Origin of the sequence: Rossellomorea arthrocnemi (assembly GCF_904424705.1) — a bacterium.
GTDB lineage: Bacteria > Bacillota > Bacilli > Bacillales > Bacillaceae_B > Rossellomorea > Rossellomorea arthrocnemi.
Genome location: NZ_CAJGBF010000007.1, coordinates 51,990 through 68,691 on the forward strand (window position 1 = coordinate 51,990; position 16,702 = coordinate 68,691).

The 16,702-nt window shown below is 46.3% G+C and carries 13 protein-coding genes and 1 other annotated feature; all 13 genes read left to right on the forward strand.

Annotated elements, in window-relative coordinates:
• Positions 1-17: 17 nt before the first annotated feature.
• On the forward strand, positions 18-1,133 hold the full coding sequence (hppD, locus tag BAA9072_RS11505; protein WP_201714824.1) for a 4-hydroxyphenylpyruvate dioxygenase: 1,116 nt from the start codon (positions 18-20) through the stop codon (positions 1,131-1,133).
• Positions 1,134-1,196: 63 nt separating this feature from the next.
• Entirely contained in the window at positions 1,197-2,429 is a 1,233-nt protein-coding gene (gene hisC / locus BAA9072_RS11510; RefSeq protein WP_330999288.1) for a histidinol-phosphate transaminase, read from the forward strand.
• Entirely contained in the window at positions 2,430-3,041 is a 612-nt protein-coding gene (locus BAA9072_RS11515) for a flavin reductase family protein (protein WP_201714825.1), read from the forward strand.
• 6 nt (positions 3,042-3,047) lie between these two features.
• Positions 3,048-4,031 carry a fumarylacetoacetate hydrolase family protein gene (locus BAA9072_RS11520; protein ID WP_201714826.1) on the forward strand — a complete coding sequence of 328 codons (984 nt, stop codon included), beginning with the start codon at positions 3,048-3,050 and terminating at the stop codon, positions 4,029-4,031.
• Positions 3,979-5,124 carry a homogentisate 1,2-dioxygenase gene (locus BAA9072_RS11525; protein WP_201714827.1) on the forward strand — a complete coding sequence of 382 codons (1,146 nt, stop codon included), beginning with the start codon at positions 3,979-3,981 and terminating at the stop codon, positions 5,122-5,124. The genes BAA9072_RS11520 and BAA9072_RS11525 overlap by 53 nt, the downstream gene beginning before the upstream one ends.
• A 705-nt stretch (positions 5,125-5,829) precedes the next feature.
• Positions 5,830-6,729 (forward strand): branched-chain-amino-acid transaminase, encoded by a 900-nt coding sequence (gene ilvE / locus BAA9072_RS11530; protein ID WP_201714828.1) that lies wholly within the window; start codon positions 5,830-5,832, stop codon positions 6,727-6,729.
• Between the two features lie 15 nt (positions 6,730-6,744).
• Positions 6,745-8,412: a dihydroxy-acid dehydratase gene (gene ilvD / locus BAA9072_RS11535; RefSeq protein WP_201714829.1), complete on the forward strand. Its 1,668-nt coding sequence runs from the start codon at positions 6,745-6,747 to the stop codon at positions 8,410-8,412.
• Positions 8,413-8,670 (forward strand) — a binding site (T-box leader).
• Between the two features lie 487 nt (positions 8,671-9,157).
• Complete coding sequence (ilvB, locus tag BAA9072_RS11540; RefSeq protein ID WP_201714830.1) at positions 9,158-10,879, forward strand: acetolactate synthase large subunit; 1,722 nt, start codon at positions 9,158-9,160, stop codon at positions 10,877-10,879.
• Positions 10,876-11,400 (forward strand): acetolactate synthase small subunit, encoded by a 525-nt coding sequence (gene ilvN / locus BAA9072_RS11545; RefSeq protein ID WP_201714831.1) that lies wholly within the window; start codon positions 10,876-10,878, stop codon positions 11,398-11,400. Before ilvB ends, ilvN begins: the two co-directional genes overlap by 4 nt.
• Before the next feature lie 48 nt (positions 11,401-11,448).
• The gene (gene ilvC / locus BAA9072_RS11550) at positions 11,449-12,480 is read left to right on the forward strand and encodes a ketol-acid reductoisomerase (RefSeq protein ID WP_330999289.1); all 1,032 of its coding nucleotides are present in this window, start codon (positions 11,449-11,451) and stop codon (positions 12,478-12,480) included.
• Positions 12,467-14,017, forward strand: coding sequence for a 2-isopropylmalate synthase (locus BAA9072_RS11555; RefSeq protein ID WP_201714833.1), 1,551 nt, complete (start codon positions 12,467-12,469; stop codon positions 14,015-14,017). Before ilvC ends, BAA9072_RS11555 begins: the two co-directional genes overlap by 14 nt.
• A gap of 62 nt (positions 14,018-14,079) precedes the next feature.
• Positions 14,080-15,192: a 3-isopropylmalate dehydrogenase gene (gene leuB, locus BAA9072_RS11560; RefSeq protein ID WP_201714834.1), complete on the forward strand. Its 1,113-nt coding sequence runs from the start codon at positions 14,080-14,082 to the stop codon at positions 15,190-15,192.
• Positions 15,193-15,283: 91 nt separating this feature from the next.
• Entirely contained in the window at positions 15,284-16,699 is a 1,416-nt protein-coding gene (leuC, locus tag BAA9072_RS11565; protein ID WP_201714835.1) for a 3-isopropylmalate dehydratase large subunit, read from the forward strand.
• The last annotated feature ends 3 nt before the right edge of the window (positions 16,700-16,702 follow it).

Sequence of the window (16,702 nt, forward strand, 5' to 3'; positions counted from 1 at the left end):
TTAATGGAGGGATTAGGATGCAAGAGAATGTAGCAAAAAAGCAGGTTAAAGTAGAAGAGGTATTTCCGGTAAGAGATGTTGACTATTTAGAGTACTATACGGGAAATGCAAAACAGGCAGCCCATTTCTTCTGTACAGCATTCGGATTTAAAACCGTTGCCTATTCAGGACTTGAGACGGGAAATCGAGATACAGTATCTTATGTACTGCAACAAAACAAAGTACGATTGGTTATTACAGGAAGCCTTCATGAAGGAAGCCGTGTGTCCCAATTCGTGAAAAAGCATGGAGACGGCATCAAAGACATCGCCCTTGTGGTGGATGATGTTGAAAAGGCTTACAGTGGAGCGGTATCCCGCGGTGCGATTGAAATCATGCCTCCTTCATCCTTGGAAGACGATAATGGACAAGTGAAAAAAGCCGTGATCGGTACATATGGGGACACGATCCATACACTTGTGGAACGTAAAGATTACAAAGGGGTTTTCATGCCTGGATTCGAGAAGTATGACTCTGCCCTGAAACATGAAGATGCCGGTATCATTGCTGTCGACCATGTAGTTGGAAACGTGGAACGCATGGAAGAGTGGGTGGAGTACTATGAAAAAGTGATGGGCTTCAAGGAAATGCGTCATTTCACAAATGAAGACATTACAACGGAATACTCCGCTCTTATGTCCAAGGTCATGCATAACGGCGGGCGTATCAAATTCCCGATCAATGAGCCTGCTGAAGGAAAACGTAAATCACAAATCCAGGAATATCTTGAATTTTACGGTGGCCCAGGGGTGCAGCATATCGCTATCTTAACAGAGGACATTGTGAAGACAGTCGGTATTCTAAAAGAAAATGGAGTCGAGTTCCTCAACACTCCTGATTCCTATTACGAAATGCTTTCAGAGCGTGTTGGTGAAATCGATGAAGAGATTTCGAAGATCAAAGAGTTGAATATTCTAGTAGACCGGGATGATGAAGGGTACCTTCTTCAAATTTTCACGAAGCCTATCGTGGATCGTCCTACATTATTCATCGAAGTGATCCAACGTAAAGGGGCAAGAGGATTCGGGGAAGGAAACTTCAAAGCACTATTCGAATCCATCGAGCGCGAGCAGGAACGCAGAGGAAACCTATAAACATTAACTAGATAAAGAGAGCATATATAACGGGGGTCAAAGGACCGGTCAGGGGGTTAACTCATGAAGAGATTAGCTGCTTCTACGCTAAATATCGTACAGATTACAAGTACTATATTAAAACGTGAAGATAAGCTAACACGTGAGTCGACCCCCTTCATCCATGAGGAAAGCGGGGAAGCATGTATGACATTAAAGTTCAAAACAAGGGAAGCGGTCACACATATTGCTCCATATGTGCTGGGGAAGACACTTTTAGACTTACAGAAGGAGCATGGTCTCTCTTCAATCAGGAAGCTGTCAGAAAATGAAAACATATACGGCTGCTCTCCGAAAGTGAAGCAGTGGTTTAAAGACAACGGAAGCGACCTGTTTCTGTATCCGGACGGGGCGGCAGTCGATTTAAGTCATAAGGTATCAGGGTTTCTTGGGGTCCCGAAAGAACAGCTCGTATTCGGAAACGGCTCCGATGAAGTGATCCGATTGCTGACGAGGGCTTATTTGAGCAACGGGGATGAAGCGATCATGGCCGATGTCACATTTCCGAGATACCAGACCAATGTGTCATTAGAGGGAGGCACTCCGGTCATTGTCCCTCTTGAAGACGGTACCCATGACTTACGAGGGATGCTTGAGCTCATTACGCAAAAAACAAAGCTGATCTTTGTGTGTAACCCGAATAACCCGACGGGAACGATCGTCGGGAAGAAAGAACTCCTGCAATTTATCGAGAGCGTGCCGTCGAACATACTGGTTGTGGTGGATGAAGCTTATATGGAGTATGTGACAACCGATGATTATTTAGAAACTCTCCCTCTTCTGTCGGCATTCGATAATCTGATTGTCCTCAGGACATTTTCAAAAATTTATGGTTTAGCCGGGCTAAGAGTCGGGTTCGGTGTCATGAATGAAGAGGTCGCTGAACAGCTCCGTAAAGTGAAGGATGTCTTCAATGTGAATACCGTTGCTCAGAAATCAGCGATCATTGCCCTGGAAGATCAAGCATTTATTAGAGAATGTACCCATAAGAATGAGCAGGGCCGTCTTTATTTGGAAAGTGAATTTGATCGTCTGGGGATATCCTATTTCCCGTCTCAATCGAACTTTATCATGGTGGACACAGGGATGAATGGTGACACGGTCTCATATGAACTTGTGAAAAGAGGGCTCGTCGTCCGTTCGGGGACTCTTCTCGGATATCCGACCACGGTTCGTGTCACGATTGGCACACAGGATGATAACAAGAGATTCGTTGGAGCGCTTGAAGACATATTGCAAAACGAAGGGGTGAGCTAAATGGATATCAAACCCCAGACGCTTGCGTGGCAGTCTGCTTATAAATTGATGATCGGCTCGATTTTGCCTAGGCCGATCGCCTTTGTTTCATCCCTTGATGAACGTGGGAATGCGAATCTGGCGCCGTACAGCTTCTTTACAGCCATTTCTGCAGAGCCTATGCTCGTCTGCTTCTCCCCCATGAGAAGAGGCAAGGATGGCAGCAAAAAGGATACACTTGAAAATATCGAGAAAACGAAGGAATTCGTCATTAATATCGTCAGTGAAGAGTTTGTAGAAGAAATGAACAACTGTGCCATTGAATTTGACTCAGACGTGGATGAATTCGAACAAGTCGGGCTCTCCAAGAAAGAGTCCATTACGGTAAAACCTCCTGGCGTATCCGAAAGCAAGGTTCAATTGGAATGCGTACTTCATGAAGTTCTTCACTTTGGCGATCATCCTGGCGCAGGGAGTCTGGTCATCGGGAAAGTGGAGTGTGTAAGGATGAATGATGAGCTCTATTATGATGGAAAGATAGATTCAGAGAAACTCAAACCGGTAGGAAGGCTTGCCGGTCAAATGTATACCAAACCATTAACCGATTCATTTGAATTGATTCGAAAAAGGTGATGACAAGTGAAGCTGGTCAGTTTTTTAAATGAAGGAGAAGTAAGGGCGGGGATCGTTCAGGATGAATTTGTCGTAGACATCCATGCTGTGAGCGGAGGTTTGCTCCCTAAAGATATGTTATCCATTATCGACCTTGGAGACGAAGGTCTAAAACGGATGAAGGAGCTCGGCACCTTTTCGGAAAAAGACGAGGGAGTGCATTCACTATGTGAGGTTACACTGAAGTCGCCGATACCAAGACCTGTCAGCATCCGGGATTTCTATGCATTCGAAGAACACGTGAAAACGGCCCGTAAACGAAGGGGACTTGATGTGGTGCCGGAGTGGTATGACATCCCCGTCTTTTATTACACCAATCACTTAGCTGTAAAAGGCACTGGCGATCACATCACGAAACCTGCCAGATGTGAGTGGCTCGATTATGAATTGGAAATCGCCTGCGTAATTGGAAGAAAAGGAACAAACATATCAAAAAAGAACGCAGAAGAGTATATTTACGGCTATTTCATCATGAATGACTGGAGTGCAAGAGATATCCAGAAGCATGAAATGAAAGTCGGACTTGGTCCCGCCAAAGGAAAGGATTTTGCCACTTCTTTCGGTCCTTACTTAGTGACGAAGGATGAACTGGAAACCTATCGTAAGGGAGACCGTTTTGATCTTCCTATGACGGCAAAAGTGAATGGGAAACTCTTATCAGAGGGGAATTATCAGGATATTCATTATCCATTTGCAGACATGATCGTGCGTGCCTCGGAAGACGTCACCCTATACCCCGGTGAGGTCATTGGATCCGGTACTGTAGGAACAGGGTGCATCTTGGAACTGGGGACTGAGAAGCATCCATGGTTGAAGGCCGGGGATGTGGTGGAATTAGAGATTAAGGGATTGGGAGTCTTGAGGAATATGATTGTAGAAAAAAGAGGGGAGGAAGATCATGTACTATCGTCAAATGGGGAAAATACCTCACAAACGTCACACCATGTTTAAAAAGGACGATGGCTCGCTCTACAGGGAGCAGGTCATGGGAACGAAGGGATTCTCTGGGACACAGTCGATTTTATATCATCATCATTTGCCGACGGCTGTCGCGAAAACAGAGTATTTAGGGAGCTATATGCCGGAGTTTGAGGATGAGGGTGCCCTTCGTCATCGACATTTCTTTACAGATAGAGTTGAGAAAAAAGGCTGTGCCTTAAAGAGCCGTGAATATTTACTTGGTAATTCCGATTTATTGATTGGAACCGCCCATGTCACAGAAGAGATGACAAGCTTTTACCGAAATGGTGATGGAGATGAAATGCTTTATATCCATTATGGTAGAGGGAAGGTAGAAACAATGTTCGGGACGCTCACCTATGGAAAAGGGGATTATGTGGTGATTCCGATTGGGACCATCTATCGTGTCGTTCCTGAAGAGGAGACGAAGATGCTGATCGTCGAGTCTTTCAGTCAGATTACCACACCTCGCCGTTATCGCAATGAGTACGGACAGTTACTGGAGCACAGTCCGTTTTGTGAACGGGATCTGCGGGGACCTGAGAAGCTTGCAACCATGGATGAAGAGGGCGAATTCGAAGTGATCACCAAATCAAGAGGAGCGCTTCATTCCCATGTTCTAAATCACCATCCATTGGATGTAGTCGGATGGGATGGTTACTTGTATCCTTGGGTCTTCAACATTGAGGATTTTGAGCCGATTACAGGACGCGTGCATCAGCCGCCTCCTGTTCATCAAACGTTTGAAGGGCATAACTTCGTTGTCTGCTCTTTTGTTCCAAGATTATACGACTATCACCCGGAATCGATTCCGGCTCCTTATAATCACAGCAACGTGAACAGTGATGAGCTGCTGTACTATGTGGAAGGTAACTTCATGAGCAGAAAGGGAATCAAAGAAGGATCGATTACCCTCCATCCGAGCGGGATTCCACACGGTCCTCACCCCGGAACGACAGAAGCCAGTATCGGGAAAAAAGAAACACTGGAGCTCGCCGTGATGATCGATACTTTCAAACCGTTGAAGATCGTTAAAAAAGCAAAGGATGTCGAAGATCCGAATTATATGTTTACATGGGTGTAAAGGAAGAATCAATCCAAAGGCCGTTTGGTTACTTGGGTTGATTCTTTTTATTTATAAAAAGTTTAAAAAAGGGGGTGGTTACTTTTTGAGAGAATACATTTCTTTACGAAAGATTATTCATCGTTACAGAAAAAATAAATTGAAATTATAATGATAAAGGCGTTACGGATTAAGGGAAAAAAGGTTTTGTATTAAAATGGATAATTATTGATGATGTGCTTTCAAGATTAATAAAAATTCACTCCTCCTTTTTAAAAGAAAATGAATTCTCAATTATAAAAAAATAATGAGAATAAATCAGTCAGAAACACACAGGTCTAAACTCCCCTAACTCCCCTTCCCATAGGGTTTTGTCGAAAAATTTTTAAAAGGGCTCCTCATCGGATGTGAAGCGTCATTCACCTCCTCAAATAAAAAAATCTCAAATATTTTTTTATCCCGGCAAACTGTATTAGGACAAAGATGTAAGCGTTTACTTATAATCAGATTAATCTAAATAGTCAAATAATTTACAAAAAGCCTGTTGACCTTACCGGGAAACGGGAGTAATATTGTCCTCAATAAAAAAAATCTGAGCCGGCAGGAAGCGGCAGCAACACCCGAACCAAGCCGCCTGCTAAAGTAATATTCAAGTCAACGTACTTGCGTTGCAACAATAAATTTCTGAATAATCAAATAAATCGCAACCAGGAAGGAATGATTAACATGAACGAACAGTGGATCTACTTAGACGGACAATTTGTAAAAAAGGAAGACGCAGTTGTATCTGTGTACGACCATGGTTTTCTATATGGAGATGGAGTGTTCGAAGGGATTCGAATGTACGATGGTAACGTTTTTCGTCTGGATGAACATGTTGATCGCCTTTATGATTCAGCTAAATCCATCATGTTGCATATCGAAGTTTCTAAAGAAGAGATGAGCGATATCATTGTCGATACATTGAAAAAGAATCAACTGGAAAATGCCTACATACGTGTGGTCATTTCTAGAGGTGTTGGAAACTTGGGATTGGATCCATTTACTTGTAGAAAGCCACAAATCATCGTCATTGCTGAACAACTTGCCCTTTTCCCGAAATCCTTGTACGAAACGGGCATTGATATCGTAACGGTGGCCAGCCGCCGAAATCGTGCGGACGTTCTTTCACCAAAGGTTAAATCCTTAAACTACTTAAATAACATTCTTGTAAAAATCGAAGCAAACCTTGCTGGTGTAAGTGAAGCATTAATGTTGAACGATCAAGGATATGTAGCCGAAGGGTCTGCAGACAACATTTTCATTGTCAAAAAAGGAAAGATCCTTACTCCCCCAGGATATGTAGGAGCTCTTGAAGGGATCACACGTAATGCCATCATTGAAATCGCCGGTAAATTAGGGTTCGAGATGAAGGAAGAAGTCTTTACCCGTCATGATGTGTATACAGCGGATGAAGTGTTCTTAACAGGAACAGCCGCAGAAGTCATTGCCGTTGTAAAGGTTGACGGACGTATAATCGGTGAAGGAAAGCCTGGAAAGTATACTACCCAATTATTGCAGGAGTTCAGAAACACTGTCACGCAGGATGGAAGAAAAGTTTACAAACAAAATGCTCAAGTTGGCTGAGTTGGAGGTGATGACGTGCGAAGTGACATGATTAAGAAAGGAATCGATCGTGCTCCCCACCGCAGTTTACTATACGCAACGGGAGTCAAGCTCGAAGACATGGAAAAACCATTTATAGGGGTGTGCAACTCTTACATCGATATCATCCCCGGACATATGCATTTAAACGGATTTGCCCAGGTGGTGAAAGAAGCCATCCGGGAAGCCGGGGGGATCCCGTTCGAGTTCAACACAATCGGTGTTGACGACGGGATCGCCATGGGGCATATCGGGATGAGATACTCATTGCCAAGCCGGGAACTGATTGCCGATTCAGCAGAAACCGTCATCAACGCACACTGGTTCGACGGGGTGTTCTACATTCCGAACTGTGACAAGATCACACCGGGAATGCTCATGTCGGCAGTCCGAACCAATGTCCCTTCGGTCTTTGTATCGGGAGGGCCGATGGAAGCAGGGGTTTCCAGTGAAGGGAAGCCATTATCACTCGTATCCGTTTTTGAAGGAGTCGGCGCCCATCAATCAGGAAGGATGACGGCGGAACAGCTTCTTGATATTGAAGCTAATGCATGCCCGACCTGTGGATCATGCTCGGGGATGTTCACGGCGAACTCCATGAATTCCCTGATGGAGATGCTCGGAATGGCTCCTCCGGGAAATGGAACGATAGTAGCTACTTCTGAAGAACGTCACCAGTTAATCAAGGATGCAGCGAAATACCTCGTAGAAATGGTGAAAAAAGATATCAAACCGAGAGACATTATAACGGAAGACACCATCGACGATGCATTCGCGTTAGACATGGCCATGGGAGGTTCAACGAATACGGTCCTCCACACACTTGCGATTGCGAATGAGGCAGAAATCGATTACGACATCAATCGGATCAATAAAGTGGCAGAACGAGTGCCGTATTTATCCAAAATAAGCCCGGCATCTGATTACTCCATGCAGGATGTCCATAATGCCGGGGGGGTCAGTGCCATCATTAAAGAGCTATGTGAAATGGAAGCTGTACACAAAGATCGCATCACCGTTACCGGAAAGTCCCTTTATGAAAATGTGAAGGATGCCCATATACAAAATGATGACGTCATCCGGAAAAGGGAAAATGCCCACAGTCCAGTGGGAGGATTATCCGTCCTATTCGGGAATATCGCTCCAAACGGCGGTGTCATCAAGGTAGGGGCAGTCGATCCTTCCATTAAAACATTCATGGGTGAAGCGATTGTATATGAATCTCAGGACGACGCCCTTTCAGGCATTGAAAGTGGAGAAGTGAAAGAAGGTCATGTCGTGGTGATCAGGTATGAAGGACCAAAGGGTGGTCCTGGAATGCCGGAAATGCTGGCACCGACAGCAGCCATTGCAGGAAGGGGCCTTGAAAAGAAAGTGGCACTCATGACAGACGGCCGTTTTTCAGGAGCATCCCGGGGCATTTCAATCGGTCATGTCTCACCGGAAGCGGCTGAAGGGGGACCAATCGGAGTGGTGGAAAATGGGGATCCCATCTTCATTGATCTCACGAACCGGACGATTTCCCTTATGGTTTCTGAAGAAGAGTTGAAGTTCAGACAACAGGAGTGGGTACAGCCTCCTCCGAAAATTAAAAAAGGTTATCTTGCAAGATACGCAAAACTTGTTACATCAGCGAGTACAGGTGGAATCTTGAAAACGGAATAAAGGAAAGCGTTGAAGAGGTAAAAGGATTGGGAATCGTATTTTCAGAGAGCTGGTGGTGCTGCAAACCAGTAATACATCCAATACCGACATCCCCTCTGAGTGTCGTTCTGAACCGTGTAAGTAGGAACGATCGAGTAGATGATACTCGTTACAAAAACAAAGGCTGATGAAACCGATCAGCCTGCAAAGGGAGACGCAATGGCGTCTCTGAATTAGGGTGGTACCGTGGAAAGGATCGAAGACCTTTTCGCCCCTGCGAAGGATGAACTCTGTCGTAGTGGGTGAAAAGGTCTTTTTTGTTTGGGAAAGAGGATGAATAAAGCTCAGGTGATTCACCGCCTGCGCTTTAAGTATATCCAGCTCCGGCGGCTAGAGGCTCGAGGTCATAAATCAAACATACCAAAAAGGCAAAGAACGCCTTTCCGGCATGTTCGCTTTATGCTTGTCGCCTCTGAGCGAGCCGCCTTCGCTTTTAGTATATCCAGCTCCGGCGGCTAGAGGCTCGAGGTCATAAATCAAACATACCAAAAAGGCAAAGAACGCCTTTCCGGCATGTTCGCTTTATGCTTGTCGCCTCTGACCGAGCCGCCTGCGCTTTTAGTATATCCAGCTCCGGCGGCTAGAGGCTCGAGGTCATAAATCAAACATACCAAAAAGGCAAAGAACGCCTTTCCGGCATGTTCGCTTTATGCTTGTCGCCTCTGACCAAGCCGCCTGCGCTTTAAAAAAAAGGAGGAGATAGGCAATGAGAGCAAAAGTTGAAGCAGATCCGGCTTCACAGACACTAACAGAAAATGTCAACGGTGCTGATATGCTCATGAAAGCTTTGAAAGAGGAAAAGGTTGAAATTCTGTTTGGGTACCCCGGAGGAGCGGTCTTGCCGATTTACGATGCTCTATACAAAGCCCCGATCAAGCACGTTCTCGCTCGTCATGAGCAAGGCGCCATCCATGCGGCAGAAGGGTATGCCCGTGTCTCAGGGAGACCCGGGGTGGTCATTGCCACGTCAGGACCGGGAGCAACGAATCTAGTGACAGGGATTGCCGATGCCATGATGGATTCACTGCCTCTAGTAATTTTCACCGGGCAGGTGGCTTCAGGGGTCATCGGAACTGATGCCTTCCAGGAAGCGGATGTAGTCGGGATTACGATGCCGATCACCAAGCATAATTATCAGGTGCGTGATATTAAAGATTTACCGAGGATCGTGAAGGAAGCCTTTCATATCGCATCAACCGGCAGGCCTGGGCCGGTGCTTGTCGACATCCCGAAAGACTTGACCTTGCAGCAAGCTTATCCCGTACAGGATGTGGAGATGGATTTACCGGGATACCAGCCTAACTTCTATCCGAATCCACTCCAGATCAAGAAGCTGGTGGAAGCCATTAAAGTATCCAGGCAGCCGGTCATCCTGGCCGGGGCAGGCGTCCTTCACGGCAAGGCAACGGAAGAACTGAAGACTTTCGCAGAACAATATGACATCCCGGTGATCCACACCCTCTTAGGTTTAGGTGGTTTTCCGGCAGATCACCCGTTGTTTCTCGGTATGGCCGGGATGCATGGATGTTATGCAAGCAATATGGCCCTCCACGAATGTGACTTGCTCATCAATATTGGTGCCCGTTTCGACGACAGGTTGACTGGGAACCTCACAACCTTTGCGCCGAGGGCCAAGGTTGTCCATATCGATATCGATCCCGCGGAGATCGGTAAGAATGTCAAAACACAAATTCCGATCGTAGCCGATGCCAAACAGGCACTTGGAAAACTCCTTCAACATGAAGAAGAGAAGCCCGATTTCAATGCCTGGCATCATCATCTTAAGTCATACAAAAGGGAATATCCTTTTTGGTATAACCAGTCCCACGATGTTCTGTCACCTCAACGCCTCATCGAGCAGGTGTATGAGATGACAAACGGAGAAGCGGTTGTCACAACAGACGTGGGACAGCATCAGATGTGGGCGGCACAGTATTACTCTTTTAAAAAGCCGAATAATTGGGTCACTTCCGGAGGCCTTGGCACGATGGGATTCGGGTTTCCGGCAGCAATCGGGGCTCAGTTAGCGGACCCTACAAAGACAGTGGTTGCCTTTGTAGGGGATGGTGGATTCCAGATGACCCTTCAAGAGCTGGTTCTCTTAAAAGAGTTAAACCTTCCCGTTAAAGTAGTTCTACTCAATAACGGTACTCTTGGAATGGTGAGGCAGTGGCAGGAAACATTCTTTGAAGAGAGATATTCCCAATCGGTGTTTTCCACCCAGCCAGACTTTGTAAAGCTGGCTGAATCATACGGAATCAAAGGTTATCGGGTTAAAACCCAGGAAGAAGTGGACTTTGTTTTAAAAGAAGCCTTAACGAGTGATGAACCAGTGCTCATCGATTGCTTGGTGAATCCGAAGGAAAATGTCTACCCGATGGTAGCTCCAGGAAAAGGATTACACGAAATGTTAGGAGTGAAACCATGAGGAAACGGATTGTAACGGCTCTCGTTCATAACCGGAGTGGTGTCTTGAACCGGGTGACCGGATTGTTTACAAAGCGTCAGTTCAACATTGAAAGTATTTCAGTCGGATACACAGAAACGGAGGGGATTTCGAGGATGACCTTTGTTGTCAATGTAGAAGACGATCGCAAAATCGAGCAGCTGTTAAAACAGCTTCATAAACAAATTGATGTCCTCAAGGTATCCGACATCACGGATCAAGGAGTCGTCGCAAGGGAATTGGTACTCATCAAGGTATTGAGTACAGGACAGACCCGATCTGAAATCAATGGAATCGTAGAACCTTTCAGAGCCGCCATCATCGATGTGGCAAGGGATAGCGTAACCGTCCAGGTAACAGGGGAAACCTCCAAGATAGAAGCCATCATCGATTTGTTAAGACCCTACGGAATCAAAGAAATCGCCCGAACAGGCATCACGGCTTTTGCAAGGGGAAATGGAAAGTCGGTCACGGACCTGAAGCAGTATTCGATTGTGAATTAGAAGTAGTCTAAAAAACTTATTATTCAAAAAATGGAGAGGATGAGGGAATTGGTAAAGGTATATTATAACGGAGATGTAAATGAAGAGGTTTTAAAAGGGAAGAAGGTAGCGGTAGTCGGTTATGGATCACAGGGTCACGCACATGCCCAGAACCTGAAGGAAAGCGGATTTGATGTTGTAGTCGGATTAAGAAAAGGGAAGTCATGGGAGCAGGCGGAAAAAGACGGATTCGATGTCTACTCCGTCCGGGAGGCAAGTGAACAGGCGGACGTCATCATGGTTCTCCTGCCGGATGAGCATCAGCCGAAAGTGTATGAGGCAGAAATCAAGCCTGCATTGTCTAGAGGGAAAGCACTGGCATTTGCACACGGATTTAATATCCATTTCCATCAAGTCGTTCCCCCGGAAAATGTAGATGTTTTCCTGGTAGCACCGAAAGGACCGGGACACCTGGTAAGGAGGACATTTGAAGAAGGAGCTGGAGTTCCCGCACTCTATGGAGTTTATCAAGATGCGACAGGCCAAGCCGCTGAACTTGCGCTTGCGTATGCAAAAGGTGTAGGGGCAGGACGCGCAGGAATCCTGGAAACATCCTTCCAGGAAGAAACGGAAACCGACCTGTTCGGGGAACAAGCAGTCCTTTGCGGAGGAGTGACTTCTCTAGTCAAAGCAGGATTCGAAACGCTCGTCGAAGCAGGTTATCAGAAAGAAGTCGCCTATTTCGAGTGTTTACATGAACTGAAACTGATTGTTGACCTGATGTATGAGCAGGGATTAGAAGGAATGCGCTACTCGATCTCCGACACAGCACAATGGGGAGACTTCGTTTCTGGACCACGGGTGGTGAACGAAGAAACGAAAGCCCGCATGAAGGAAGTATTAGCGGATATCCAAACAGGAAAATTTGCGAAGGGATGGATCCTGGAGAACCAGGCGAATCGCCCGGAATTCAATGCCATTAATCAGCGTGAAAGCCAGCATCCGATCGAAGTCGTTGGAAGAGAGCTGCGTAAAATGATGCCATTTGTACAGAAACCTTCTACTAAAGAAAAGGAAGTGGTTGCGAGTGCGAACCATTGAAATTTTTGACACAACTCTACGGGACGGTGAACAGTCAGCGGGTGTAAATCTTAATACGATTGAAAAGATCGAAGTGGCGAAACAGTTGGAAAGGCTGGGAGTGGACATCATTGAAGCCGGGTTTCCTGCCGCTTCAAAAGGAGATTTCGATGCCGTGCAGCGGATCGGTTCCACGATCAAGAACAGCTCGGTTACAGGTCTGGCGCGAGCTCAGCAGCGGGATATCGATGCAGTTTGGGAGGCTCTTAAGGGTACTTCAGAACCAAGATTGCATGTATTCCTTGCAACCTCACCGATTCACATGACCCATAAGTTAAAGATGTCACCGGATCAGGTCATTGATACAGCCGTTCAGGCCGTACAATACGCGAAGAAATTTTTCCCGGTTGTTCAGTGGTCGGCAGAGGATGCGTGCCGGACAGACTTGAATTTCTTAGTGAAGATCATGGAGAAGGTCATTGCAGCAGGTGCTTCCGTCATTAACCTCCCCGACACGGTAGGGTATATCACCCCTCATAAATACGGTGAATTGTTTCGGTACGTAAGAGAAAATGTTCCGAACATCGACGGAGTAAAGCTATCGGCTCATTGTCATGATGATTTGGGGATGGCTACAGCCAATTCACTGGCTGCCATTGAAAACGGAGCCGATCAAATTGAAGGAACGATCAATGGGATTGGGGAAAGGGCTGGAAATGCAGCTCTGGAAGAAATTGCAGTGGCTCTTAGAATCCGGGAAGATTTTTACCGAGCCACCACCCGCCTGAAACTGGATGAAATTAAGAAAACAAGCTCTCTTGTCAGCAAGCTTACGGGGATGAGAGTACCAGCAAACAAAGCAGTAGTAGGTGATAATGCATTCGCTCATGAGTCAGGTATTCATCAGGACGGAATGTTGAAGGAAAAAACAACCTATGAAATCATCACCCCTGAACTGATTGGAGTGAATGCAACCCGACTGGTGCTGGGAAAACACTCAGGACGTCATGCCTTTAAAAATAAAGTGGTTGAATTGGGATTTGAACTTTCAGATGAGAAGCTTAATGAAGCATTTCATGCATTCAAGGATCTGGCGGATAAGAAGAAGGAAATCGTCGATGAAGATCTCTTTAGCATTCTGACGAATAAACAAACGGAAATGACCGGTGGAGTCGGCTATACATTAGAAAGAATGCAGGTTCAATATGGCATGGACAATATCCCGACGGCCACGATCGAATTGAAGTTTGAGGACGGAAGTGTCACCCGCCTTGCTTCGACGGGATCGGGAAGCGTGGAAGCCATCTACAATACTATTGAGAAAATCCTTCCAGGTCCATCCAAATTGCTTGATTACAAGATTAATTCAGTCGGCGGCGGACGTGATGCTCTTGCAGAAGTATACGTCCGACTTGAGTATAACGGAGAAAAGACAAGTGGACGCGGAACCGCCCAGGATGTTTTGGAAGCATCAGCCCGTGCTTATTTAAACGCTGTGAATCGATCCCGACAGCGGTCATCGTCCAGGGAAAAAGAAGCGGTGGAAGCCAGCCTATAACCGATGGGAGCCTTGAGATTCAAGGTTCCTCATTCAAACCCAAAAAACAGGAGGTAATTCTAATGAAGAAAAAAATCGCTGTACTACCAGGAGATGGAATCGGTCAAGAGATTATGGACGGGGCATTAGAAGTACTGAAGGCAGTAGGTGATTGGTTCAACCATGAATTCGAAGTGGAGAAAGGACACATCGGCGGATCTGCCGTTGATCGCTTCGGTACACCATTACCTCCTGAAACGATCAAGCTTTGTAAAGGAAGTGACGCCGTTTTATTAGGAGCTGTAGGAGGTCCGAAATGGGAGCATCTTCCGAAAGAACTACGTCCTGAAAAAGGTCTCCTGGAGATCCGCAAAGAGTTCGAGCTATTCGCGAATCTGAGACCGGTGAAAGCATTTGAAAGTTTACTTGGTGCATCTCCGCTTAAAAGGGAGATTGTAGAAGAAGTAGATTTAGTGATTGTCAGGGAACTGACCGGAGGACTGTACTTCGGTCAGCCTTCCGGTCGCCAAGGGAAGAGAGACGAAGTAGCAGTTGACACCCTTGTATATGAAAAAAGTGAAATCGAACGAATCGTTCATAAAGCATTTAAGCTGGCACAGAAACGCAAGAAAAAGTTAACGTCCGTAGACAAGGCCAACGTCCTGGAAACAAGTCGTATGTGGCGGGAAGTCGTGAATGAAGTAGCTCAGGAATATCCGGATGTGGAAGTGGAACACATGCTGGTCGATGTGGCTGCCATGAAGCTGATGTATCAGCCGAAGCAATTCGATGTGCTTGTGACTGAGAATATGTTCGGGGATATTCTGAGTGACGAAGCCTCCATGATTACAGGTTCACTGGGGATGCTGCCTTCAGCAAGCCTTCGGGGAGACTCCTTCGGTCTTTACGAACCGGTTCACGGATCGGCCCCTGATATCGCTGGAAAAGGAAAAGCCAATCCACTGGCTATGATTCTATCGGTTGCCATGATGCTTAGACATTCCTTCGGCTTAAAAGAAGAGGCAGAAATGATAGAAATGGCGGTTCAGGAAGTGCTGAATGCAGGATACCGGACAGGAGACCTTTGGACGATGGGGCAGGGAACCGTCGTTGGAACGGGTTCTATGAGCCAGTTGGTTGTAGAGAGGCTGGAAGCGGATCATGCCCTGTCTTCCATCCTGGCAGCTTACTTGTAATGTTGTGGAAATAAACCTCCACTCACTTACCGACAACTTCACCAATACAGTCTTAACTAAATTAAAATCTTACTAAACCAGGAGGGAGCTCATGGCAGGGAAAAATATCATCGAAAAGATATGGGAAAAGCATATTGTACACAGAGAAGAAGGAAAGCCGGATCTATTGTATATTGATCTGCACCTTGTACATGAAGTAACGTCTCCCCAAGCATTTGAAGGGCTGCGCTTAAAAAATCGCAAGGTGCGGAGACCGGATTTAACCTATGCCACAATGGACCACAATGTTCCGACAAGGGAGCGCCACATCATCCGGGATGAAACCGCCCGGCTGCAAATGGATACCTTAAAGAAAAACTGCGAGGAGTTTGGTGTCACTTTATCCGATATTCACCATCCTGATCAAGGAATTGTCCACGTCATCGGACCTGAGCTAGGTCTGACACAACCGGGAAAAACGATTGTTTGTGGAGACAGTCATACTTCAACCCATGGGGCATTCGGAGCACTGGCATTCGGGATCGGAACGAGTGAAGTCGAGCATGTTATGGCAACCCAAACCCTCTGGCAATCAAAGCCGAAAACTCTTCAGGTGGAAGTGACGGGAGAGTTGGGGTTCGGTGTCACAGCCAAAGATGTGATCTTAAACATCATTTCTACTTACGGGGTAGGATTTGGAACTGGATATGTCATCGAATTCACCGGTGATGTGATTCGCAATCTTTCCATGGAAGAAAGAATGACCGTCTGTAATATGAGCATTGAAGCAGGGGCGAAAGCCGGGTTGATCAGTCCTGACGAGACGACCTTTGAGTATTTAGAAGGGAGAGAATATCTTCCTAAGGATAAATCGTTCCAACAGTGCAAGGAGGAATGGCAATCACTAACAAGCGACAGCGATGCGGCCTATAACCACAAAATCGTTGTAAAGGGTGAAGAAATTGAACCGCATGTCACTTGGGGAACGAATCCTGGAATGGGCGCCGGGATTTCGAGGTCCGTCCCTCATCCAGAATTGTACGAAGATCCTTCTGATAGAGAAGGGATTGAGCGGGCTCTTCATTACATGGGGCTCGAAGCGGGGATGAGGATTGAAGACATTGAGGTTGATTATGTGTTCATCGGTTCCTGTACGAATTCCCGTTTGAGTGACTTGAGAGCTGCGGCAGAAGTGGTGAAGGGCCATAAAGTTAAGGAGGGCGTCACCGCTTTGGTTGTGCCGGGTTCTTATAAAGTGAAAAAAGAGGCCGAAGTGGAAGGATTGGATATGATCTTCAAAGAAGTTGGTTTTGAATGGAGGGAAGCGGGCTGCAGCATGTGCCTGGCCATGAATGACGACATCGTTCCACCGGGCAAGCGCTGTGCATCTACCTCCAACCGAAACTTTGAAGGACGGCAGGGAAATGGTTCGAGAACCCATTTACTGAGTCCGTCCATGGCAGCGGCAGCGGCAGTGACAGGTAAACTGACAGATGTACGAAAACTTGAAAAAATGCCGATTTCATAGGAG

Excerpts from the sequence above, each read along its gene's own strand:
- hppD (WP_201714824.1), top strand. The coding sequence starts at position 18 with ATGCAAGAGAATGTAGCAAAAAAGCAGGTTAAAGTAGAAGAGGTATTT.
- leuC (WP_201714835.1), top strand. The coding sequence starts at position 15,284 with ATGGCAGGGAAAAATATCATCGAAAAGATATGGGAAAAGCATATTGTA.
- BAA9072_RS11525 (WP_201714827.1), top strand. The coding sequence starts at position 3,979 with ATGTACTATCGTCAAATGGGGAAAATACCTCACAAACGTCACACCATG.
- leuB (WP_201714834.1), top strand. The coding sequence starts at position 14,080 with ATGAAGAAAAAAATCGCTGTACTACCAGGAGATGGAATCGGTCAAGAG.
- BAA9072_RS11515 (WP_201714825.1), top strand. The coding sequence starts at position 2,430 with ATGGATATCAAACCCCAGACGCTTGCGTGGCAGTCTGCTTATAAATTG.
- ilvN (WP_201714831.1), top strand. The coding sequence starts at position 10,876 with ATGAGGAAACGGATTGTAACGGCTCTCGTTCATAACCGGAGTGGTGTC.
- ilvE (WP_201714828.1), top strand. The coding sequence starts at position 5,830 with ATGAACGAACAGTGGATCTACTTAGACGGACAATTTGTAAAAAAGGAA.
- ilvB (WP_201714830.1), top strand. The coding sequence starts at position 9,158 with ATGAGAGCAAAAGTTGAAGCAGATCCGGCTTCACAGACACTAACAGAA.
- hisC (WP_330999288.1), top strand. The coding sequence starts at position 1,197 with ATGAAGAGATTAGCTGCTTCTACGCTAAATATCGTACAGATTACAAGT.